This is a genomic window from Arthrobacter sp. UYCu512 (genome assembly GCF_040547075.1).
GTDB lineage: Bacteria > Actinomycetota > Actinomycetes > Actinomycetales > Micrococcaceae > Arthrobacter.
In genome coordinates this window covers 23,427-40,430 of sequence record NZ_JBEPPA010000004.1, presented here as the reverse complement: position 1 = coordinate 40,430, position 17,004 = coordinate 23,427, and the positions used below count along the sequence as shown (strand labels likewise).

Genomic DNA, 17,004 nt, shown 5'->3' with positions numbered 1-17,004 from the left:
AGGATGACGCACGTCAAGATGCCTACGATTGCATCAGCCGCGCCCAGAAGCTCTTCAATAATAGCCAGTCGGGGTGGGTTTGGTACCCGTGGGGGACGGTCGTTTCCGATTTGAATAGCGTATAAAAGCCGCGACAGAAGAACGTCGAGCAGTTACTTTGCTCGCGAGCCCCCGAATCCTGTTGGTGCGAGACTCCCAAGCCCCACAGCTTGGTGTGGCTAGACCGCGTGGTGGCAAGGCGTACTAGTTGGCTTCGTCGTCGCCGAGCCCGGCGTTTGAAGCGGGTCGCTCTACTCGGGTGTGGGAGGTGACTGTCCTGGAACCTGATCTCCCTCCAAGCTACGCAGGGACGTTGACTGAACTGGCAAACGCCGTTGGAAAAGAACAGGGGTGGTTGCCGCATTGAGCGAAGATACGAGTTCCCGAGAAGTGGCGAATAAATCTTGTGGTTCACTTACTGAGAATGATCTCAAGCACGGAAATAAGGCTCTTCAGAATTGAGAGTGTAGTTTCGGTCTGAATCCTCCGGATTCCAGCAGTGACCTGGCGACATAGTTGGTGAGGTTGCGGAAGCCGAGGGCGGAGCCGCGGAGGTGTTCGAGCCGGCCATTGATGGCTTCGGTGGGGCCGTTCGATGTGCCGGGTCGGTCAGAGTAGGCCAGCACGTCTCGGGCGCTGCGTTTGAGGGTTCGCCCGAGAGTCCTGAGCTCGGTCAACGCGGCGGGGACGCCAGCGCTTAGGGAGTCAATGACAGCTTGCATCATCTCCCGGCCTTTGGTGGCCCTTCGCATTTAGGCATGGTTTGTTTGTTTCGCCCGGTAGGGGCGATGTCCGCCGGCGGCGAGCAGGCATCTGAGCCGGTAGTTGGTGAAGTTGCGGAAGCCGCGGGCGATTCTGCGGGTGGTTTCGATGACGCCGTTGATCGCTTCGGTGGGGCCGTTGGAGGCGCCGTTGGTGTCGAAGTAGGCCAGGACCGCGGCTTTCCAGGCCCGCAGGGTCCGGCCGAGCCGGGCCACTTCCGGGAGGGGGCAGGTCAGGAACGACGCGATCACCTCAGCCACGAGTGCCCTGCCGTGTTCCGGGCGGGCGTGGTAGATATTGCGGAGCTTCTGGTAGCACTGCCAGGCGAGGGTGACTTCGTGGTCCGGGTCCCCGGCGGAGAGTTTCGCGTCGAGCCGTGAAGCCTGTTTCTCGGTGAGGTGTTCGGCGCCGATCTGCAGGGTCCGGCGGATCCCGTAGAGCGGATCGCCCTTGCGGCCGCGGTGTCCCAGGGTGTCCTGCTGGACCCGGCGGCGGACCTCATCCACCATGGCCGAACCCAGCTTCACGACATGGAACGCATCCAGAACCGTGATGGCTTCGGGCAGTTCGTCGCGAATCGCGTTCGCGTAGCCGCGGAACGGATCCAGCGCGGCTGTCTTGATCCCGGCGGTGAACCCGGTACCGCGGTCTTTGAGCCAGTCGGCGTAGGCCTTTCCGGAACGTCCCGGAACGAGGTCCAGCAGCCGGGCGTGAACAACGCCGTCAGCATCGCGGGTGTGGTCCACGATCCCGGTGACCATCCCCGTGCCGGGCGGACCGGTATGAGCCCAGACATGTTCATCGACGCCCAGCGCATCCACACCCTTCAGTCGCCCCTGTCAGCGATCCGCCGTGCGGCCTCTGCCCTGATCCCGTGCCAGACCGTGTGCTAGGAGACGCCGAGCTGGTGGGCCAGGGCCGAGACCGACGTGGCGAAATGCTGGAGCGCATCGGTCGCCCAGTTCACGGAACGGTTGGTGAGTTTCGCCCGGGGACCGGCCAGTGGGTGCTCTTCGGTGAACGTGGTCTTCGGGCAGTCCGGGTCCGGGCACCGCCAGAGACGCTTGGCCCACAGCAGCCGCACCGGACGGCCGAAACAGGGAATGTCATGGAGCCGGACCTGCCGGCGGCCATGGCCGACCGCAACAACACCGCAGTCCGGGCAGCCAGTGACGTCCTCCCCGGTTTCAACGCGCAGCACCAGGCCGGTCCCGGATGTCGTGACGGAGTTGACGTGGATGCCCTCGACACCGAGCAGCGCATCCGCGCGCGTGCGCCACCGGCCGTCGGAGCAAGACATAGAGTTATTCATGTCAGGGTCTCTTCTGGGTATTGGTTGCTTGGTCGCTACCAATTCAAAGAGGCCCTGACCTCTTTCCCGCCGCACCACGCCGCACCCGGAACGGCCTACGCCACGGCGCCAGTCTCAGAACCCTCTAACCACGCTCATCTGCGAAGGACCAGATATGCCTGCTGGTCCATTCAGTGACCGGCCGCAGCGAACGCTCCCCGGAAGGAGCTGTCGTACTGGGTCAATCGCCCGCGCCCCGAGCTTTCCAGACCCGCGACGTCAAGGCCGCCGTTGCCGGTCAGGGTGATCCCGGTCAGCAACACACCCGCCAGCCCGGACAACACACTCAGACCGGCCCCGCCGGGTACGCTCCCCCGCGTCATTCAAATGCCCGACATGACATCATGGGCACTCGCTTCTCGACCGTCAGTCGCTAAACAACGGCTCTCATTTCACCATCCGATAATCCTGCACAGATGGGGTTTCATTCCGGATTCCCTTAGTCAGTACTCGCGAGAACCAGCCAATATCAAAATCGTATTCACTGCCAGGCTTGAAAGACGCAGCAACCTCGTCTTGATTGTCAAAAGTCACCCTCGGAGACACATAGATACTTCCGCAGTTCGCCGTCTCAACGAAAACCCCCGCCGTCGATGCCGAACCCCTAGATCCGCCAGAACTCGTTTCCGGTTTCGCGGTGAGTATTTCGCAACGGATAGTCTCGACACCGATCGAATCCCATACGGAAAGCAGCAAAACAAAAGCACCGAACCCGAGAACTAAGACTCCCAGCACGTTCCAATACCACTTCAACGTCGGCCGCTTGGGTATACGCCCCGAACCGTCGTCCGTCTTAACCATTCCATCTCCCATTCCGATCACCAGCCACTCGCACGACGTCCACTCCCGGGCCCAGCGGAACCGTTGGCAAACCCCTGGACCGCGCCGTTTAACAAATCCTCGCGCCTAGCATCACCTGGCTGCAGTCCCGTATTGACCGCACCAACGACAGACCCACCTAACCGATTCGTTAGGTCCTCCGTCAAAATTGATCCCCAGTTATCGGGTGCGCCAGCGTGCTGACCGCTTGAGACTGGACCCATCGACCCCGGAAGGCGGTTGGCAACACTGTTCCGAATGATTATCCAAGCTTACTGAACACAGCAGAGCCGCCAGCTGCGGTCACGAAACCGGTGCCGGCCGTGGCGAAATAACCATTGATCGTCTGGACTTCATTATCGTCCAAAGCGTAAGACACCACATTGCTGCCTGAACCGCCCGTGCCTGCGGCCAGGGAGGACCGGACCACGGAGCTACGCAATACAGCGTTGCTCGTGGTCACCACGCGTGAGGTTGAACCCGCCGACGTCGCCACGCGGGCAGCGTTCGCCCCCCGCGCCAGAAATCCCCCCGCGGTGCCACCAAGCCCACCACCGACAGCACCAATAGCTGCATCTTTCCAGACCCGGTTCATATTGACGGCGGCCGTGGCCGATCGCGATGACGCCGCACTCCGGGCAGCCGCTGAGGGTTTCGCCGGTTTCGACGCGTAGAAGCAGGCCCTTAAAAATTACGATCTAGACAATCCGATTCTCTCCCAAGGCCCTCACCCCCGCCCCGCACCTCTCACGCGGCAGCGCTGACTACACTCTCAATTCTGAAGAGCCTGATTACATGTACCAAGTGCATACCCAGCCAGGAGAATCCCGTGTTGTTGAGGCGAAACGCCTCGCGGATGCTATGGGAGGTAGCCCCCGTGGTCCGTGGAACGACTTGCAGGAGTGTCAGCGAACAGCCTCCCGACTTTTTCGGGAGGGCCGCCGGGAGGAGTGGGTTGAGTACGGGACCGCCATTGTGGTTTCAAGCGAGTCGCTCGGTCACATCGACTGAGAAATAGGAGCCAATCTGCGTTGGGGAACGTAGCGTTCTTCCGAGATGGAGATCGCTCCCGAGGAGGGGTTGCTCGGAGTGCGCTAGCCTGAACGGCATGAATCGCATGGAAATGTCTGACGCTGCGACGCTCATGACCCTGCTACGTGATGCGAAGCGCTCCTCGACGCTCAGTACGCTGCTGCCGGGGTGGGACATGCTGCAGGCCGACGTCCCTTCAAGGGAACGGGTAGAGACGGCAATAGCAATCCTGGTCGGTTCCGGCCTTGCTGAGGTCGACTCGTCCTGGGGGATGCGGCTCACGGAGCAGGGCGGACGGCTCAGGCGGTCCGTGAAAGGTAGTCAGGGGATGCGGATGATCCCGGGGGAGATCAGCGATCTGCTGGCAGGATGCCAGTTGAGCCGTGCGACGCTGAATCTGCCTCAGTCGGTCTTTGATCCGGCGCTCAAGGACTATCTCGACGCGGCCCGCCGCAGGGCTGAGCGCCGGTCGCGGCATCGTTGGTGGTGGCCCGACCCATTTAGGCGCCCCGTCCAGTGAAGCCGTCATCCTCGACATCCCGTTCTGAGACGCACGAAAGGCCGCCCGTGACGTTGTTCGACTGCTGAACGTGGTGGAGTTCAGGTTCAATGTGTAGTTCCTGACCTCACGAGACCTTTTGCGATGGCCGCCAAGAACACATGTTCTTGGCGGCCATGCGCTTTCTGAGACCCGTTGCCACCGATGTTGTCAGCATGTTTGCCGTACAAAGAATGACGGCCCAAGGTCAAGTCCCAGAACCAATTAACCGGACGTCCCCTCGTCGGTCTAAGGTCTCGAGTCAACGAAATCCGGGTCAGTCTCCAGCTCCGGACGCGTCAGTGGTTGTCCGGTTCCAAGTCATGGATCGGTTCCTTCCGGAATTCCTTCTCCTGAGGTGCGCCGGATGCACCTTGGCTACCGTCCGATCAGGTCGGCCAAGACATGGGCTTCACTGATGTCGGCGGCTTTGGTTGCCGTCAGCAACGTCAGCCGTTGGTCCTTGGCGAGTTCGCTCAGATGGTTAAGCGCCTGCGCCCGGGCGGGTTCTTTAAGCTCGGCCTTGTAGCGCTTGGCAAACTCGTCGAACTTGGCAGGGTCGTGGCCGTACCATTTGCGCAGCTCCGTTGACGGGGAGACGTCTTTGCACCACTCGTCCAGTGCCGCCTTGGCCTTGGTCATCCCGCGGGGCCAGATGTGGTCTACCAGAACCCGGACGCCGTCGTCGTCCCTGATCGGATCATAGACCCGGCGCACCTGAACATCAGTTGTAGTCGACATTCCCCAGCCTCCTCGCTGACTTGCGGCACGGCACCGATACCTTTCTTGGGAAAGCGACGCCGGAAGCGGCCAAAAACCCTGTGGGTCTTTGTCCTCGGTGACATTATGCTCTCCCGATCCCTGCAGGAGCCACATCACCATGAGGATGCACCGGACCGCTCAGCAGGCTTGCGAGAGTGACCTGGTCGCCGAGACCCTCGGGTGCCAACCGCTCTTTCCTTGCTGCGCGGCGCCTTGCATCGGGTGTGGTCGTCCGCTAATGGTCGAAGGACAGGGCGGCACCGTCACCGCTATCGATCCAAGCCCGGAGCCTAACATCAATCGGTTCGGTGGCGGTGGACGAATCAGGTCAGGGTAATGACGCACAGACTTGGTTGAACAAAGGGGAGCAGACGCACGTCCGGCGGCGTGTCGCCGTCGCCGTCGCGTAACTGTTGCACGAGTCCAAGGTGGACCGAGCAGACCACCAGCGGGTGACGCCGTGCAGCATCGCGGAATGGGCACCGCCGCACCTGGACGACATCGCCGTCCGGCGCCGGGTCGAAACCGAGCCCGTCAAGGACCTCAAGGAGCCCGCTCCGTCGATCGACGGAGTCGGAGCGTTCGGCTAAGAGCCCGCGTGCCCAGTCACGGCCGGCGTTAATGGCACAAACTAAGGAGCGGGTGGCCGGTGCACCGCCGTACGACCCAGAACTGGTCAACGACAAAAAGTACCACCAGAACTCGTACAGCTACTTCGGCTTTGCCCCCTACTGGTGGGGCGGCTATTCATACCCGATCCTCCCCATCGCACGATAGGGCGGAGCAGCTGGCTGCCGTCTGGGCGGTCACATTCAGCGGCCGCCGTCGAAAAGAAGAGGTACCACTGTGTCCCTTCCAATAACGAAGTTGGTTCAATCGGGTTCTCAAGGACATGCCTATCCGGACCGAGCCGGAGCCGGATGCCCCCGATGGATCATTTACCTTGCACAGCTCAATGAATTATTGAGACTGCCACGCTGCTTCGGCATGGGGCCGATTGTGTTTGTGCGATTTGAGCACCCGTGGGTTCGGTGTACTTATTGTGTAACACGCGGGTGTGCGTCGGTGCCGCGGATGCCCATAAATTGCAGCACCAAGGGGTGCGCGGCCGCGGGGCATGACATACATCTCTCCAACTCTCAAGGCTGTGGCATGAAACTTGGGGCGCTTCACGCCGGGGTGCGCGTGAAGCTTGCCTCGCTGTCTGGGGAATACCGCAGTCGTCCAACCTCAGCAAACCGACTCGGGCTGGGCTGCCTGCCGCACGTGATTTAGGATCTACCCCATGACGAATCTTCAGGGTGCGGTTGTTCTGGTAGTCGGCGCCACCGGCGGGCTCGGCTCGCGGATCGCCGATCAGCTGGAGAGTAGCGGCGCCATTGTTGCCCGGTCGTCAAAGTCTGCTGGGCACGATCTACGTTCACCTTCTGTGATTCGGGAGGTGCTGGATGCCACGAATGCGCAGCACGGACGTCTCGACGGGCTGGTGGTTGCGTCCGGGGTCGTCGCCTTCGGCGCCGCATCAGACCTTGAACCCGCCACGGTGGACGAACTGTTCGCTGTGAACACGACCAGTGCGATCCAGCTCATTACCCAGAGCCAGCCCTACCTCGCGGCCTCGGCACATGACGGCCGGGAGCCCTTCGTGGTAACACTGAGCGGCGTTGTCGCTGAGACACCCGTCGCCGGTCTGGCAGCATACTCGGCGTCGAAAGCTGGGCTCGCGGCTTTTGTTGTCGCAGCGGCGCGCGAGTATCGTCGCGCGGGCATCCGACTCGTGGATGCCCGCCCAGGCCACACAGGCACCGCGCTGTCCGAGCACCCGATCGCCGGGTCAGCGCCGCGATTCGGAGCGCCGCTGGATCCAGACCTCGTTGCAGCGCGGATCATCAACGCGATCGTCGATGGCGAGAAGGATCTGCCCAGCACCGCCTTCCAGACGCGGCCGAGATGATGAAACTGAGCGCTGAATGCGAAGGCCACGGCTCAAGTAGGCGAGCCTGGCCTTCCGAATACAGCGCTAGAGAGTCGGATGGATTCTGAAGTGGGTTCATTGCTGACGGCCGGGGCATGGAATCCACCTGGCTCCTGCTCGGAACCGCTCCGAGCAGGAGATATTCGCTTACGGAACGTGGTGGAGTTCAGCTTCAACGTGTGATGGCCTGGTGAATTCATCAGGTCAGCAGGTCTAACTTGAGAAGCCCCGATTTCAGAATCGGGGCTTCTTTTGTGCCCGTGCACGTTAGCGGCGAGAACAAACCGCGTCAAGGAAATGGTGGAATTCCGGCCTTGGCGCGGAGCAGATTGTTGCAGCTCGATAACGAACTTTACTGGTGGTCAACTTTCCCTCCCTTTGCCTGGTTTTGGGTTTACGCTTCATCCCATGTGAGACGAACCACACTGCCGCTGGGGGAGTGCGGACGTCTGACCGGTGCCTCGGGCGCCGATCACCACCACACCTATAACAAGGAGGCGGAATGCGCTTCGGTCGTATTTCCAAAGCAGTGGGCGTGGCAGCAGCTGCTGCGCTGGCACTCAGTGCCTGCGCCGGCAACAGCGGCGGGACAACCCCCACCAGTGCTGCGGCTGGAGGCCAGCAGGGCGGCTCTGTTGCTGTTGCCGAAACCAACGGCTTCAGCAGCTTCAACTCCGGAACGGCGGATGGCAACTCCGACGTGAACGGACACGTCGGTTACGCCACCCACTCCAGCTTCATTTACATCGACGACAAACTGAACATCGTCAAAAACGAAAAGTTCGGCAAGTACGAGAAACTCTCCGACAATCCGTTGACTGTCAAGTACACCGTCAACGAAGGGGTGAAGTGGTCGGATGGCACGCAGGTGAGCGCCGCCGATCTTCTGCTTTCCTGGGCCTCAGGTTCCGGATACTACGACGACGCCGATGCTGAAGCCAAGACAGGCACCACCTATTTCAAGACGGCGGCCGATACTTCCGGGTTGAACCTGACGGACTTCCCCGAGCTCGGGAGTGACGGGCGGAGCCTGACGCTCAAGTATTCCAAGCCATTTTCCGATTGGGAACTGGCGTACAGCTTCCCGGGTAACGGCGGCGTCGATATTCCCGCCCATGTAGTGGCCAAGCAAGCGGGCCTGAAAGACGCACAGGCCCTGGTGGATCTGCTCAAGGGTCTTAAGCGCGGGGACAGCAAGTCACCGCAGCCGGTCAACGAGGGCTTGAAGGCCGTCGCTGATTTCTGGAGCACCGGGTATGAGTCGAAGACGCTGCCCAGCGACCCGAGCCTGTACCTCTCCAACGGTCCCTACATCATCAAATCCGTGGTGCCGGAACAGTCAGTCACCCTGGTCCGCAACAAGGATTACAACTGGGGCCCCGCTCCGAAGCTGGACGAAATCGTGGTCCGGACCATCGGCGCTGCCCCGGCCCAGGTGCAGGCACTGAAAAACGGCGAAGTGGACATTATCAATCCGCAGGCTTCAGCGGACACCGTGGACCAGATCAAGGCCCTCAGCGGGGTCAACCTGCTCTTGGGCAACCAGCTCTCCTACGATCACCTTGACCTGAACTTCTCCGGCCCCCTGGCGGAGAAGAGCGTTCGCGAAGCGTTTTTGAAGACAGTTCCGCGCAAGGACATTGTGGACAAGATCATCAAGAAGATCGATCCGCAGGCCAAGCCGCTCGACTCGCAGATCTTTGTGCCGGCCCAGGCCGCCTACGCTGACTCGGCTGCCAAGAACGGGTCGTCGATGTACCAGGATGTCGATATTGACGGTGCCAAAAAGCTCCTCAACGGTGCTACGCCGGAGATCCGCATCATGTACAACAAGGACAACCCCAACCGGGTGGATGCTTATTCGCTGATCCGTGAGTCCGCCACGAAGGCAGGATTCAAGATTGTCGACGGCGGCCTCGGAAAAGCGGACTGGAGCTCAAGCCTTGGCGACGGCTCTTATGATGCGACCATCTTCGGGTGGATCAACTCCGGTGTTGGTGTCTCGGGGACTCCCCAGATCTTCAAAACCGGAGGTGGATCGAACTTCAACTTGTTCTCTGATCCCGAAGCCGACAAAGCCATGGACGAATTGATCGTCACCACGGATAAATCGAAGCAGGATGAGCTTCAGACCAAAATTGACGCGGCCATCTGGAAGTCCGCGTATGGCGTTCCGCTGTTCCAGTCACCGGATGTCAAGGCATCCTCTGACCAGATCACCGGGGTGACCGCAATGCCGAACCAGACCGGCGTCTGGTGGAATGTCTGGGACTGGTCCCGGAAGTAATCCAACGCTGAGCGAACAAATCGCCTAGCAGGGGCGCCGGGGCCGAGTTTTATGGCCCCGGCGCCTTCTGACTACCCACCGGCACTTTGCCGGCTCCACTGGCATTTGAAGGCCGGGGCACGGCGCGATTCTGCGATTGGCCCGGACTGACCCGGACCTGGATCCTGAGGCTTATACATAATGGTGACCTATATCGTCAGACGGCTGGTCACGGCCGCACTGATTCTTCTGGGAGCGTCCTTTCTCGTTTATCTCCTGACAGCGTCCTCAGGTGATCCGCTGGCTGATCTGCGGGCCAGCAACGCCCCCAACAAGCAGCAGTTGATGAACGCCCGCACGGAGTTGCTGGACCTCGACACCCCTGCCCCTGTCAGGTATTTCAAATGGCTGGCCGGTGCCGCCCAGTGCCTCGTTCCTTTTGCCGGTTCCTGCGACTTGGGCAAAAGCGTTTCGGGTCAACCCATTACCGAAGCCCTCGGCATAGCACTCGTCCAGACGCTGACACTTGTCACCGGAGCGACCATCCTGGCCATCCTGATCGGTATCACGCTGGGCATCATTACGGCACTTCGGCAGTACAGTGCGCTCGACTACGGTGTGACCTTTATGGCCTTCCTGTTCTTTTCCCTGCCGATCTTCTGGGTAGCGGTGCTCCTGAAGGAGTACGGCGCGATCGGCTTCAACGACTTCCTGCGAAACCCCGAAATACCGATCCCCACAGCCTTGGGGATCGGCGCCGTCGCCGGCGTGATCGTTGCGGTCGCCGTCGGAGGGGAGCTGCGGCGCAGGCTCGTGACGGGCGGCACCGTTTTTGTGGCTGTTACTCTCGTCCTCATCTATTTTTCCGCCACAGAATGGTTCAAGACGCCGGGGCTGGGGCCTGTTGTGATCGCGGTCGCCGGGGCCGGCATCGCAGTTGCTGTGACGGTGCTGGTTTCGGGCCTGCGGAACCGCCGGGCCCTGCGGGCAGCACTGCTTGTGGTGGCGCTGGGCGTCATCTCCTACTTCGCCGTGCAACCGCTGCTCGACCAGGCAACGGCGCTGATGATCGCCCTGTTGGCTCTCGCCACGGTCCTGGTAGGCGTCGCCGTCGGCTATTTTATGGGCGGATACGACCGTGGACAGTCAATGCGGGCGGCGGGTATCACCGCGTTCCTGGTGGGAGCGCTTGTGGTGTTGGACCGCTTTATGCAGGCGTGGCCCAGTTACTTCAGCAACAGTCGGGTCAGGGGGCGCCCGATCGCCACGATCGGCGCCGGTACCCCAAATATCGAAGGGGACTTCTGGGTGCTCAGCCTTGACACCTTCACCCACCTGATTTTGCCGACCGTGGCGTTGATCCTCGTGTCACTGGCCAGCTACACCCGCTTTACCCGGTCCTCGATGCTCGAAATCATGAACATGGATTACATCCGCACCGCGCGGGCCAAGGGGCTCTCTGAACGGTCCGTGATTATGGGGCACGCGTTCCGCAATGCATTGATTCCGATTGCCACAATTGTCGCTTTCGATATTGGCGCGCTGATCGGCGGCGCCGTCATCACGGAGAGTGTGTTCTCCGTCAGGGGCATGGGATTCCTTTTTCTGGACGGAATTACCCACATCGACCCGAACCCGGTGATGGGCGTTTTTGTCTGCGTCGCTGTGACCGCCATGGTCTTCAACCTAATTGCGGACCTGGCGTATTCCGCACTCGATCCGCGCGTGAGGATAAAAGCATGAGCCAGCCAACGCAAGAGGAACAGATCCTGGCACAGCAGGCTCTTCGCGACCAGGAAACAGCGTCGTCCGAGCCTGAACCGTCTGGACTCAGCCAGGGACAGATTGTCCGGAAGAGGTTTTTCGGTCACACCGGCGCGCTCCTCGGGCTGGCCGTATTTGCGCTGATTTTCATCTTGTCCTTCTCCTCCGTCGGTGTCGCGGGAATACCCGGCTGGTGGAAGTACAACCACCTGGATGTCTCCCCGCTGGTGAACGACGGCGCTCCAACCGCTGGTCTGTGGCCTCCTGCCTGGGGGGAACACCCGTTCGGGCAGGATCGAATCGGCCGGGACTTGTTTGCCATGACGATGCGCGGGGCGCAGCAGTCCATCACCATCATGGTCCTGATCGGCTTGATCGCCGGGATTCTAGGCGCCGTGATCGGCGGCCTTTCCGGCTACTTCCGGGGCTGGGTAGAAGCGGTACTAATGCGCATCACGGATGTCATTATCATCATTCCCGTCCTGCTGCTCGCCGCTGTCGTCGCCCAGATTGCCGGGCGCCGGGACGAAGGAAGTTTGTTTTCCGCCTTTGCGAACTCCAACGGGATCCTCGTACTGGGCGTCTTCCTCGGCCTGGTTAGCTGGGTCGGGCTGGCTCGTCTGGTCCGCGGGGAGTTTCTGACCCTCCGTGAGCGCGAGTTCGTCGATGCGGCGCGGATCTCCGGGGCGTCCAACGGCAGGATCATCTTCAAGCACATCCTGCCCAACGCCATCGGGGTGCTGATCGTCAACGTTACCCTGACCATGTCAGCCGCCATCTTGCTGGAAACTGCCCTGAGCTACCTCGGCGTCGGCGTCAAAGCTCCGGACACCTCGCTGGGCCTGCTCATTTCGCAAAATCAGGAGGCTTTTGCCACCCGGCCGTGGCTCTTCTGGTTCCCGGGCCTGTTTATCGTGCTGATCTGCCTCAGCATCAACTTCATCGGCGACGGCTTGCGCGACGCGTTCGATCCGCGCCAGAGGAAGTTCAACGCCAGGAAAGCGGCCGACACCACTGTGGATCCCGTTCCGGTGACGGCATTTGACGAAACCAAGGGCCACTAGACCATGGTCCCGTTCCGGTCCCGGAGGCCGGGCAACCCGCTAGGACCCGGCGACAGCCCAGTAGCTGGCCGTCAGGAGCAGCACGTCGACGCCGACAGCCGGCCAGCGGTATGTCACGTTTGCCGGTGTGGTGGCGGCGTCCCCGGCCGCGAGCCGGCCGGACTCGACCAGCTCATCCCAGCGTGCTCGCACGAGCCGGGCGGCCTGACCGGAATCGGTGCTCCTGAGATCCCCCGGCCGGACGGACCGGCCGGGACCGTACGTTGTTCCCGGGAGCCCGCGCAGATCTTCCGGGCGGGCGTTCCGGCCGCCCCAGATCCCTGGCGCCGGTGCGGCCCAGGAGGTGTAGCTTCTCTTGGCCGTGACGAGGGTCAGTGCGAAACGGGTGTCCACATGCACCAGGGCCGCCCACGGCACCACGATGGTGCGGAACGGGTTTTCCAATCTGATCCCGGCATTGTCGACCATGACGGCGGGCCGCCAGAACAGCTGCCAGCCAAGAAAAGCGACCAGGACCAGCGGGGCGATACCGGCCAGGGCGCCGGGCCCCCCGGAGGCCACGCCAACGACGATGCCGGCGGCGGCCACCATCCAGGCCAGCAGCGCAAACCACTTGTTGGTGCGGGCTTTGAAGATTTCGACTTTACCGGCATAGGGCGCAGAGCTCATGCTCCCCATAATTCAGCACTCCGGGCCCCAGCACTAATTTTTGGTGACCCCGGCGCCCGTGCGGAAGGAAGGCTCCATCATGACTGACTTCATCACCCTCGGCCCGGCCGCTGATCCGGCACCAGGCCAAGGGGTGCCCGTCCTGGAAGTCCGCGGCCTGAGTGTCGACTTTGGCGTGGACAAAAAGTGGGTTCCGGCAGCGATCGGGCTGAACTATGAGGTGCGTGCCGGCGAAGTACTGGCCATCGTGGGGGAATCCGGCTCCGGTAAGAGCGCCAGTTCAATGGCGTTGCTCGGCCTGCTGCCCGATAACAGCCGCGTGACCGGAAGCGTAAAGCTTGCCGGGAAGGAACTCCTCGGGATCAGCGAGTCGAACATCCGGTCGGTTCGGGGCAAGGACGTTGCCGTGATCTTCCAGGAGCCCATGACGGCACTGAATCCGGTCTATACCGTCGGCGCCCAGATCGTTGAGACGGTGAGGCTTCACAGCGAAGTATCACCCGACGAAGCCCGGCTGCGGGCGCTGCGTATGCTTGAACTTGTGGAGCTGCCGGATCCGGAAAAGGCGTTCCGGTCGTACCCCCACCAGCTCTCCGGCGGCCAGCGCCAGCGCGCCATGATCGCCCAGTCGCTCTCCTGCGACCCAAAGCTGCTGATCGCCGATGAGCCCACTACTGCCCTGGACGTGACGGTGCAGGCAGAAATCCTGGACCTGATGCGTAACCTGCGCAACAAGCTGGACAGCGCCATCGTCCTGATCACCCACGATATGGGTGTGGTGGCCGACCTGGCTGACCGGATCGCCGTGATGCGCGGGGGAGTGATCGTGGAAACAGGCACAGCCGCCGAGATCTTCCATAACCCGCAGCACCCGTACACCAAGGCACTGCTGGCCGCCGTCCCGCACCTCGGCCAGGGCGGCGCAGACACCACCGGGGCGGTGGACGTCACCGCAGCGCTCGCCGCCGCCACCCATACTGAGCTCACTTCCGTGCCGGAAGAGCTGCGCCGGCAACGCGAGCACAACAACGCGGCTGCCCTGGCCGCCGCGGAAGCCATCAAACCCCAGGCCGAGCCCGTGCTGGAGCTCACTGGCGTGGCCATCGAATACCCCAAACAGGGCCGGGTGCCGGCATTCCGTGCGGTAGAGGGCGCCAGCCTGGTGATCTATCCGGGCCAGGTCGTCGGGCTGGTGGGGGAGTCCGGCTCCGGGAAAACCACCATCGGCCGCGCCGCCGTCGGGCTGTTGCCGGTGGCTGCCGGCACCATGAAGGTTGTTGGCCAGGACATTTCTGCCGCCAAGCGCAACGGGCGGCAGCTTCACGAGATGCGTCGGCACGTTGGCATGGTGTTCCAGGATCCGTCGTCGTCGCTGAACCCGAGGCTTCCGATCGGCGAGAGTATTGGCGAGCCGATGTTCCTTGCCGGGGTGGCGAAGGGCGCCAGTCTGCAGCAGCGGATCGAGGCGCTGCTTGACCAGGTGGAACTCCCGAGGAACTACCGCAACCGCTACCCGCACGAGCTCTCCGGCGGCCAGAAGCAGCGCGTTGGCATCGCGCGGGCGCTCTCGCTCAAGCCGAAACTGATGGTCGCCGACGAACCGACGTCTGCACTTGACGTCTCCGTCCAGGCCAAGGTGCTCGAGCTCTTCCAGGCCCTGCAGCAGGAGCTTGGCTTTGCCTGTCTTTTTGTCACCCACGACCTCGCCGTCGTCGACGTGCTCGCGGACCGGATCTGCGTGATGCAGCGCGGCCGTATTGTCGAACAGGGCACCCGGGACCAGATCCTGCGGAACCCGCAGGAATCCTACACCCAGCGGCTCCTGGCCGCAGTTCCGCTGCCGGATCCGGAAAAACAGCGGGAACGCCGCGAGCTGCGGGCCCAGTTGCTGGCAGCCGAACAGAGTTAATCGACGATAACTAAGATCGCCCGGCGCCGAATAGTACCAGCCAGTAGCGTGTGACTTGAAATACCTGGCGCGTGACGGTAGAAGTCACGCTTTTGTTGTGTCACGGTTTGGCAACAGAGTTCCATCATCTGGACAGTGTGGGGTTAGGCTAGTGCCATATGTAGCCCACGTCACAGGATATTTCTGTGCCTGGGCCGCGGGGAAACACAAGTTTTCCCTCAAGAACTCCCACAACTCATAGGAGGCGGAATGCGTTTTTCGCGCACTTCCAAAGCACTGGGCATGGTGGCCATCGCCGCCCTCGCCCTGACCGGATGCGGCGGCAGCACTACCGCTGGCGGCGGCACCACTGGCGGCGATACCAGCAAGGTCATCATGGCCGATGGCTCGGAGCCCCAGCGCCCGCTGATGCCGGCCGACACGAACGAAGTCGGCGGCGGAAAGGTCATCGACATGATCTTCGCCGGGCTGGTCAGCTACGACCCCAGCGGCAAGCCGGTCAACGAACTCGCCGAGTCCATTGAAGGCAAGGACGGCCAGAACTTCACGATCAAGATCAAAAAGGACCAGAAGTTCACCAACGGCGAGGCCATCACGGCCAAGTCCTTTGTTGACTCCTGGAACTTCGGTGCAGCCGCCAAGAACGCCCAGCTCAGCGGAGGCTTCTTCGAAAGCATCAAGGGCTACGACGAGGCCAGCGCTGAAGGCTCGACGGTTGAGACCATGTCCGGGCTGAAGGTCGTTGACGACCAGACGTTCACCGTGGAACTGAAGCAGCCCGAGTCGGACTGGCCGCTGCGTCTTGGCTACACTGCGTTTGTGCCGGTTCCTTCCGGCGCCCTCGCGGACCCTAAGGGCTTCGGCGAGAAGCCGGTCGGCAACGGTCCCTACAAGCTGGCCGACGGCGGCTGGCAGCACAACGTGCAGATCCAGCTTGTGCCGAACCCGGACTACAACGGTCCGCGGAAAGCCAAGAACGCCGGCGTGACGTTCAAGATCTACCAGAACGACGATGCTGCCTACCAGGACCTGCTGGGGAACAACCTGGACATCCTCCAGACCATCCCCACCAGCGCCCTGCTGAACTTCAAGTCGGACCTCGGCGACCGCACCATCAACAAGCCGTACGCCGGTAACCAGACCATCGCCATCCCGGAGTACCTGCCGGAGTGGAGCGGCGAGGCAGGCAAGCTGCGCCGCCAGGCCATTTCCATGGCCATCAACCGCGAAGAGATCACCAAGGTGATCTTCAACGAAGCCCGCCAGCCGGCCAAGGACTTCACGGCTCCGGTGCTGGACGGCTACAGCGACTCCATCCCGGGTTCCGACGTCTTGAAGTTTGACGCCAACAAGGCCAAGGAAACCTGGGCCAAGGCCGACGCCATCCAGAAGTGGGATGCCAACCAGACCTTCACGATTGCCTACAACGCCGATAAGGGCGGACACAAGGCATGGGTTGAGGCTCTCGTCAACCAGGTCAAGAACACCCTGGGCATCAAGATCGAAGGCAAGCCCTACGCCACCTTCAAGGAAGTCCGCAATGACGCCACCGCAGCCACACTGACCGGTGCGATCCGCGCCGGCTGGCAGGCCGACTACCCGTCGCTGTACAACTTCCTCGGCCCGATCTACAAGACCGGCGCAGGCTCCAACGATGCCCGCTACAACAACACGAAGTTTGACCAGGCCATCTCCGACGGCCTCAAGTCAGCCACGGTTGCCGACGGCAACAAGGCCATGAACAAGGCGCAGGAGATCCTGCTTCAGGACCTCCCGGCGATCCCGCTCTGGTACCAGGTCGCCCAGGGCGGCTGGAGCGACAAGGTCACCAACGTTGACTACGGCTGGGACGGCGTCCCGCTGTACTACGCGATTACCGGCAAGTAAATCTGATCGACGGCGGGGGATGCCTGGAAAGGCACCTCCGCCGTCGTTCTGCTTCCACAACTTTCTCTCCTGACGGCGCGGCTCCCGGGCGCAGCCATTCGTGGCCCCGGCAACGGACGACACTGCCGCCCTCATGTATTCATAGTGAAAAGGTTCTTCGATGAACA

General features: G+C 62.0%; 13 protein-coding genes and 2 pseudogenes. 9 read left to right on the top strand and 6 right to left on the bottom strand.

The genetic code is table 11. From position 1 onward, the window contains the following. Positions 1-491 precede the first annotated feature (491 nt). From ABIB49_RS05335 to ABIB49_RS05315, 4 genes and pseudogenes are all read right to left on the bottom strand, one after another. Positions 492-764, bottom strand: a pseudogene (locus tag ABIB49_RS05335) (transposase); the annotation flags it as partial. Positions 765-791: 27 nt separating this feature from the next. Further along, positions 792-2,113: pseudogene (locus ABIB49_RS19290) on the bottom strand (ISL3 family transposase). A 170-nt stretch (positions 2,114-2,283) separates the two neighbouring features. Next, a complete protein-coding gene (locus ABIB49_RS05320; RefSeq protein WP_282359665.1) occupies positions 2,284-2,475 on the bottom strand; it encodes a hypothetical protein in 192 nt (63 codons plus the stop codon). A gap of 64 nt (positions 2,476-2,539) precedes the next feature. Beyond that, complete coding sequence (locus ABIB49_RS05315) at positions 2,540-2,953, bottom strand: hypothetical protein (RefSeq protein ID WP_282359664.1); 414 nt, start codon at positions 2,951-2,953, stop codon at positions 2,540-2,542. A gap of 1,126 nt (positions 2,954-4,079) precedes the next feature. On the opposite strand from ABIB49_RS05315, the gene ABIB49_RS05310 reads away from it, so the two are divergent. Next, on the top strand, positions 4,080-4,523 hold the full coding sequence (locus tag ABIB49_RS05310) for a hypothetical protein (protein WP_283480968.1): 444 nt from the start codon (positions 4,080-4,082) through the stop codon (positions 4,521-4,523). A 396-nt stretch (positions 4,524-4,919) separates the two neighbouring features. Here the strand turns inward: ABIB49_RS05310 and ABIB49_RS05305 are convergent, their stop codons facing one another. Further along, entirely contained in the window at positions 4,920-5,282 is a 363-nt protein-coding gene (locus ABIB49_RS05305; protein WP_282359662.1) for a DUF488 domain-containing protein, read from the bottom strand. A gap of 449 nt (positions 5,283-5,731) precedes the next feature. On the opposite strand from ABIB49_RS05305, the gene ABIB49_RS05300 reads away from it, so the two are divergent. The 6 genes from ABIB49_RS05300 to ABIB49_RS05275 all read left to right on the top strand — a co-directional run bounded on the left by ABIB49_RS05300 (position 5,732) and on the right by ABIB49_RS05275 (position 12,372). After that, complete coding sequence (locus tag ABIB49_RS05300) at positions 5,732-5,893, top strand: hypothetical protein (RefSeq protein ID WP_282359661.1); 162 nt, start codon at positions 5,732-5,734, stop codon at positions 5,891-5,893. Positions 5,894-5,924: 31 nt separating this feature from the next. Then, the gene (locus tag ABIB49_RS05295) at positions 5,925-6,080 is read left to right on the top strand and encodes a hypothetical protein (RefSeq protein WP_226776078.1); all 156 of its coding nucleotides are present in this window, start codon (positions 5,925-5,927) and stop codon (positions 6,078-6,080) included. A 508-nt stretch (positions 6,081-6,588) separates the two neighbouring features. Continuing rightward, positions 6,589-7,257 carry an SDR family NAD(P)-dependent oxidoreductase gene (locus ABIB49_RS05290; RefSeq protein ID WP_282359658.1) on the top strand — a complete coding sequence of 223 codons (669 nt, stop codon included), beginning with the start codon at positions 6,589-6,591 and terminating at the stop codon, positions 7,255-7,257. Between the two features lie 523 nt (positions 7,258-7,780). Next, complete coding sequence (locus tag ABIB49_RS05285; RefSeq protein ID WP_354156804.1) at positions 7,781-9,565, top strand: ABC transporter family substrate-binding protein; 1,785 nt, start codon at positions 7,781-7,783, stop codon at positions 9,563-9,565. 180 nt (positions 9,566-9,745) lie between these two features. Continuing rightward, positions 9,746-11,287, top strand: coding sequence for an ABC transporter permease (locus ABIB49_RS05280; RefSeq protein WP_226776081.1), 1,542 nt, complete (start codon positions 9,746-9,748; stop codon positions 11,285-11,287). Further along, positions 11,284-12,372 (top strand): ABC transporter permease, encoded by a 1,089-nt coding sequence (locus ABIB49_RS05275; protein ID WP_226776082.1) that lies wholly within the window; start codon positions 11,284-11,286, stop codon positions 12,370-12,372. The genes ABIB49_RS05280 and ABIB49_RS05275 overlap by 4 nt, the downstream gene beginning before the upstream one ends. Before the next feature lie 39 nt (positions 12,373-12,411). Here ABIB49_RS05275 and ABIB49_RS05270 read toward each other — a convergent pair whose 3' ends face one another. Next, positions 12,412-13,041: a PH domain-containing protein gene (locus ABIB49_RS05270; protein WP_354156803.1), complete on the bottom strand. Its 630-nt coding sequence runs from the start codon at positions 13,039-13,041 to the stop codon at positions 12,412-12,414. Positions 13,042-13,120: 79 nt separating this feature from the next. Between ABIB49_RS05270 and ABIB49_RS05265 the strand changes: the two genes are divergently transcribed. Together ABIB49_RS05265 and ABIB49_RS05260 are read left to right on the top strand one after the other, a co-directional pair. Next, complete coding sequence (locus tag ABIB49_RS05265) at positions 13,121-14,950, top strand: ABC transporter ATP-binding protein (RefSeq protein ID WP_226776084.1); 1,830 nt, start codon at positions 13,121-13,123, stop codon at positions 14,948-14,950. A gap of 249 nt (positions 14,951-15,199) precedes the next feature. After that, on the top strand, positions 15,200-16,837 hold the full coding sequence (locus ABIB49_RS05260; protein WP_226776085.1) for a peptide ABC transporter substrate-binding protein: 1,638 nt from the start codon (positions 15,200-15,202) through the stop codon (positions 16,835-16,837). The last annotated feature ends 167 nt before the right edge of the window (positions 16,838-17,004 follow it).

Coding starts and splice junctions, on each gene's coding strand:
- ABIB49_RS05320 (WP_282359665.1), bottom strand. CDS start 2,475: ATGACGCGGGGGAGCGTACCCGGCGGGGCCGGTCTGAGTGTGTTGTCC.
- ABIB49_RS05315 (WP_282359664.1), bottom strand. CDS start 2,953: ATGGTTAAGACGGACGACGGTTCGGGGCGTATACCCAAGCGGCCGACG.
- ABIB49_RS05310 (WP_283480968.1), top strand. CDS start 4,080: ATGAATCGCATGGAAATGTCTGACGCTGCGACGCTCATGACCCTGCTA.
- ABIB49_RS05305 (WP_282359662.1), bottom strand. CDS start 5,282: ATGTCGACTACAACTGATGTTCAGGTGCGCCGGGTCTATGATCCGATC.
- ABIB49_RS05295 (WP_226776078.1), top strand. CDS start 5,925: ATGGCACAAACTAAGGAGCGGGTGGCCGGTGCACCGCCGTACGACCCA.
- ABIB49_RS05290 (WP_282359658.1), top strand. CDS start 6,589: ATGACGAATCTTCAGGGTGCGGTTGTTCTGGTAGTCGGCGCCACCGGC.
- ABIB49_RS05285 (WP_354156804.1), top strand. CDS start 7,781: ATGCGCTTCGGTCGTATTTCCAAAGCAGTGGGCGTGGCAGCAGCTGCT.
- ABIB49_RS05280 (WP_226776081.1), top strand. CDS start 9,746: ATGGTGACCTATATCGTCAGACGGCTGGTCACGGCCGCACTGATTCTT.
- ABIB49_RS05275 (WP_226776082.1), top strand. CDS start 11,284: ATGAGCCAGCCAACGCAAGAGGAACAGATCCTGGCACAGCAGGCTCTT.
- ABIB49_RS05270 (WP_354156803.1), bottom strand. CDS start 13,041: ATGAGCTCTGCGCCCTATGCCGGTAAAGTCGAAATCTTCAAAGCCCGC.
- ABIB49_RS05265 (WP_226776084.1), top strand. CDS start 13,121: ATGACTGACTTCATCACCCTCGGCCCGGCCGCTGATCCGGCACCAGGC.
- ABIB49_RS05260 (WP_226776085.1), top strand. CDS start 15,200: ATGCGTTTTTCGCGCACTTCCAAAGCACTGGGCATGGTGGCCATCGCC.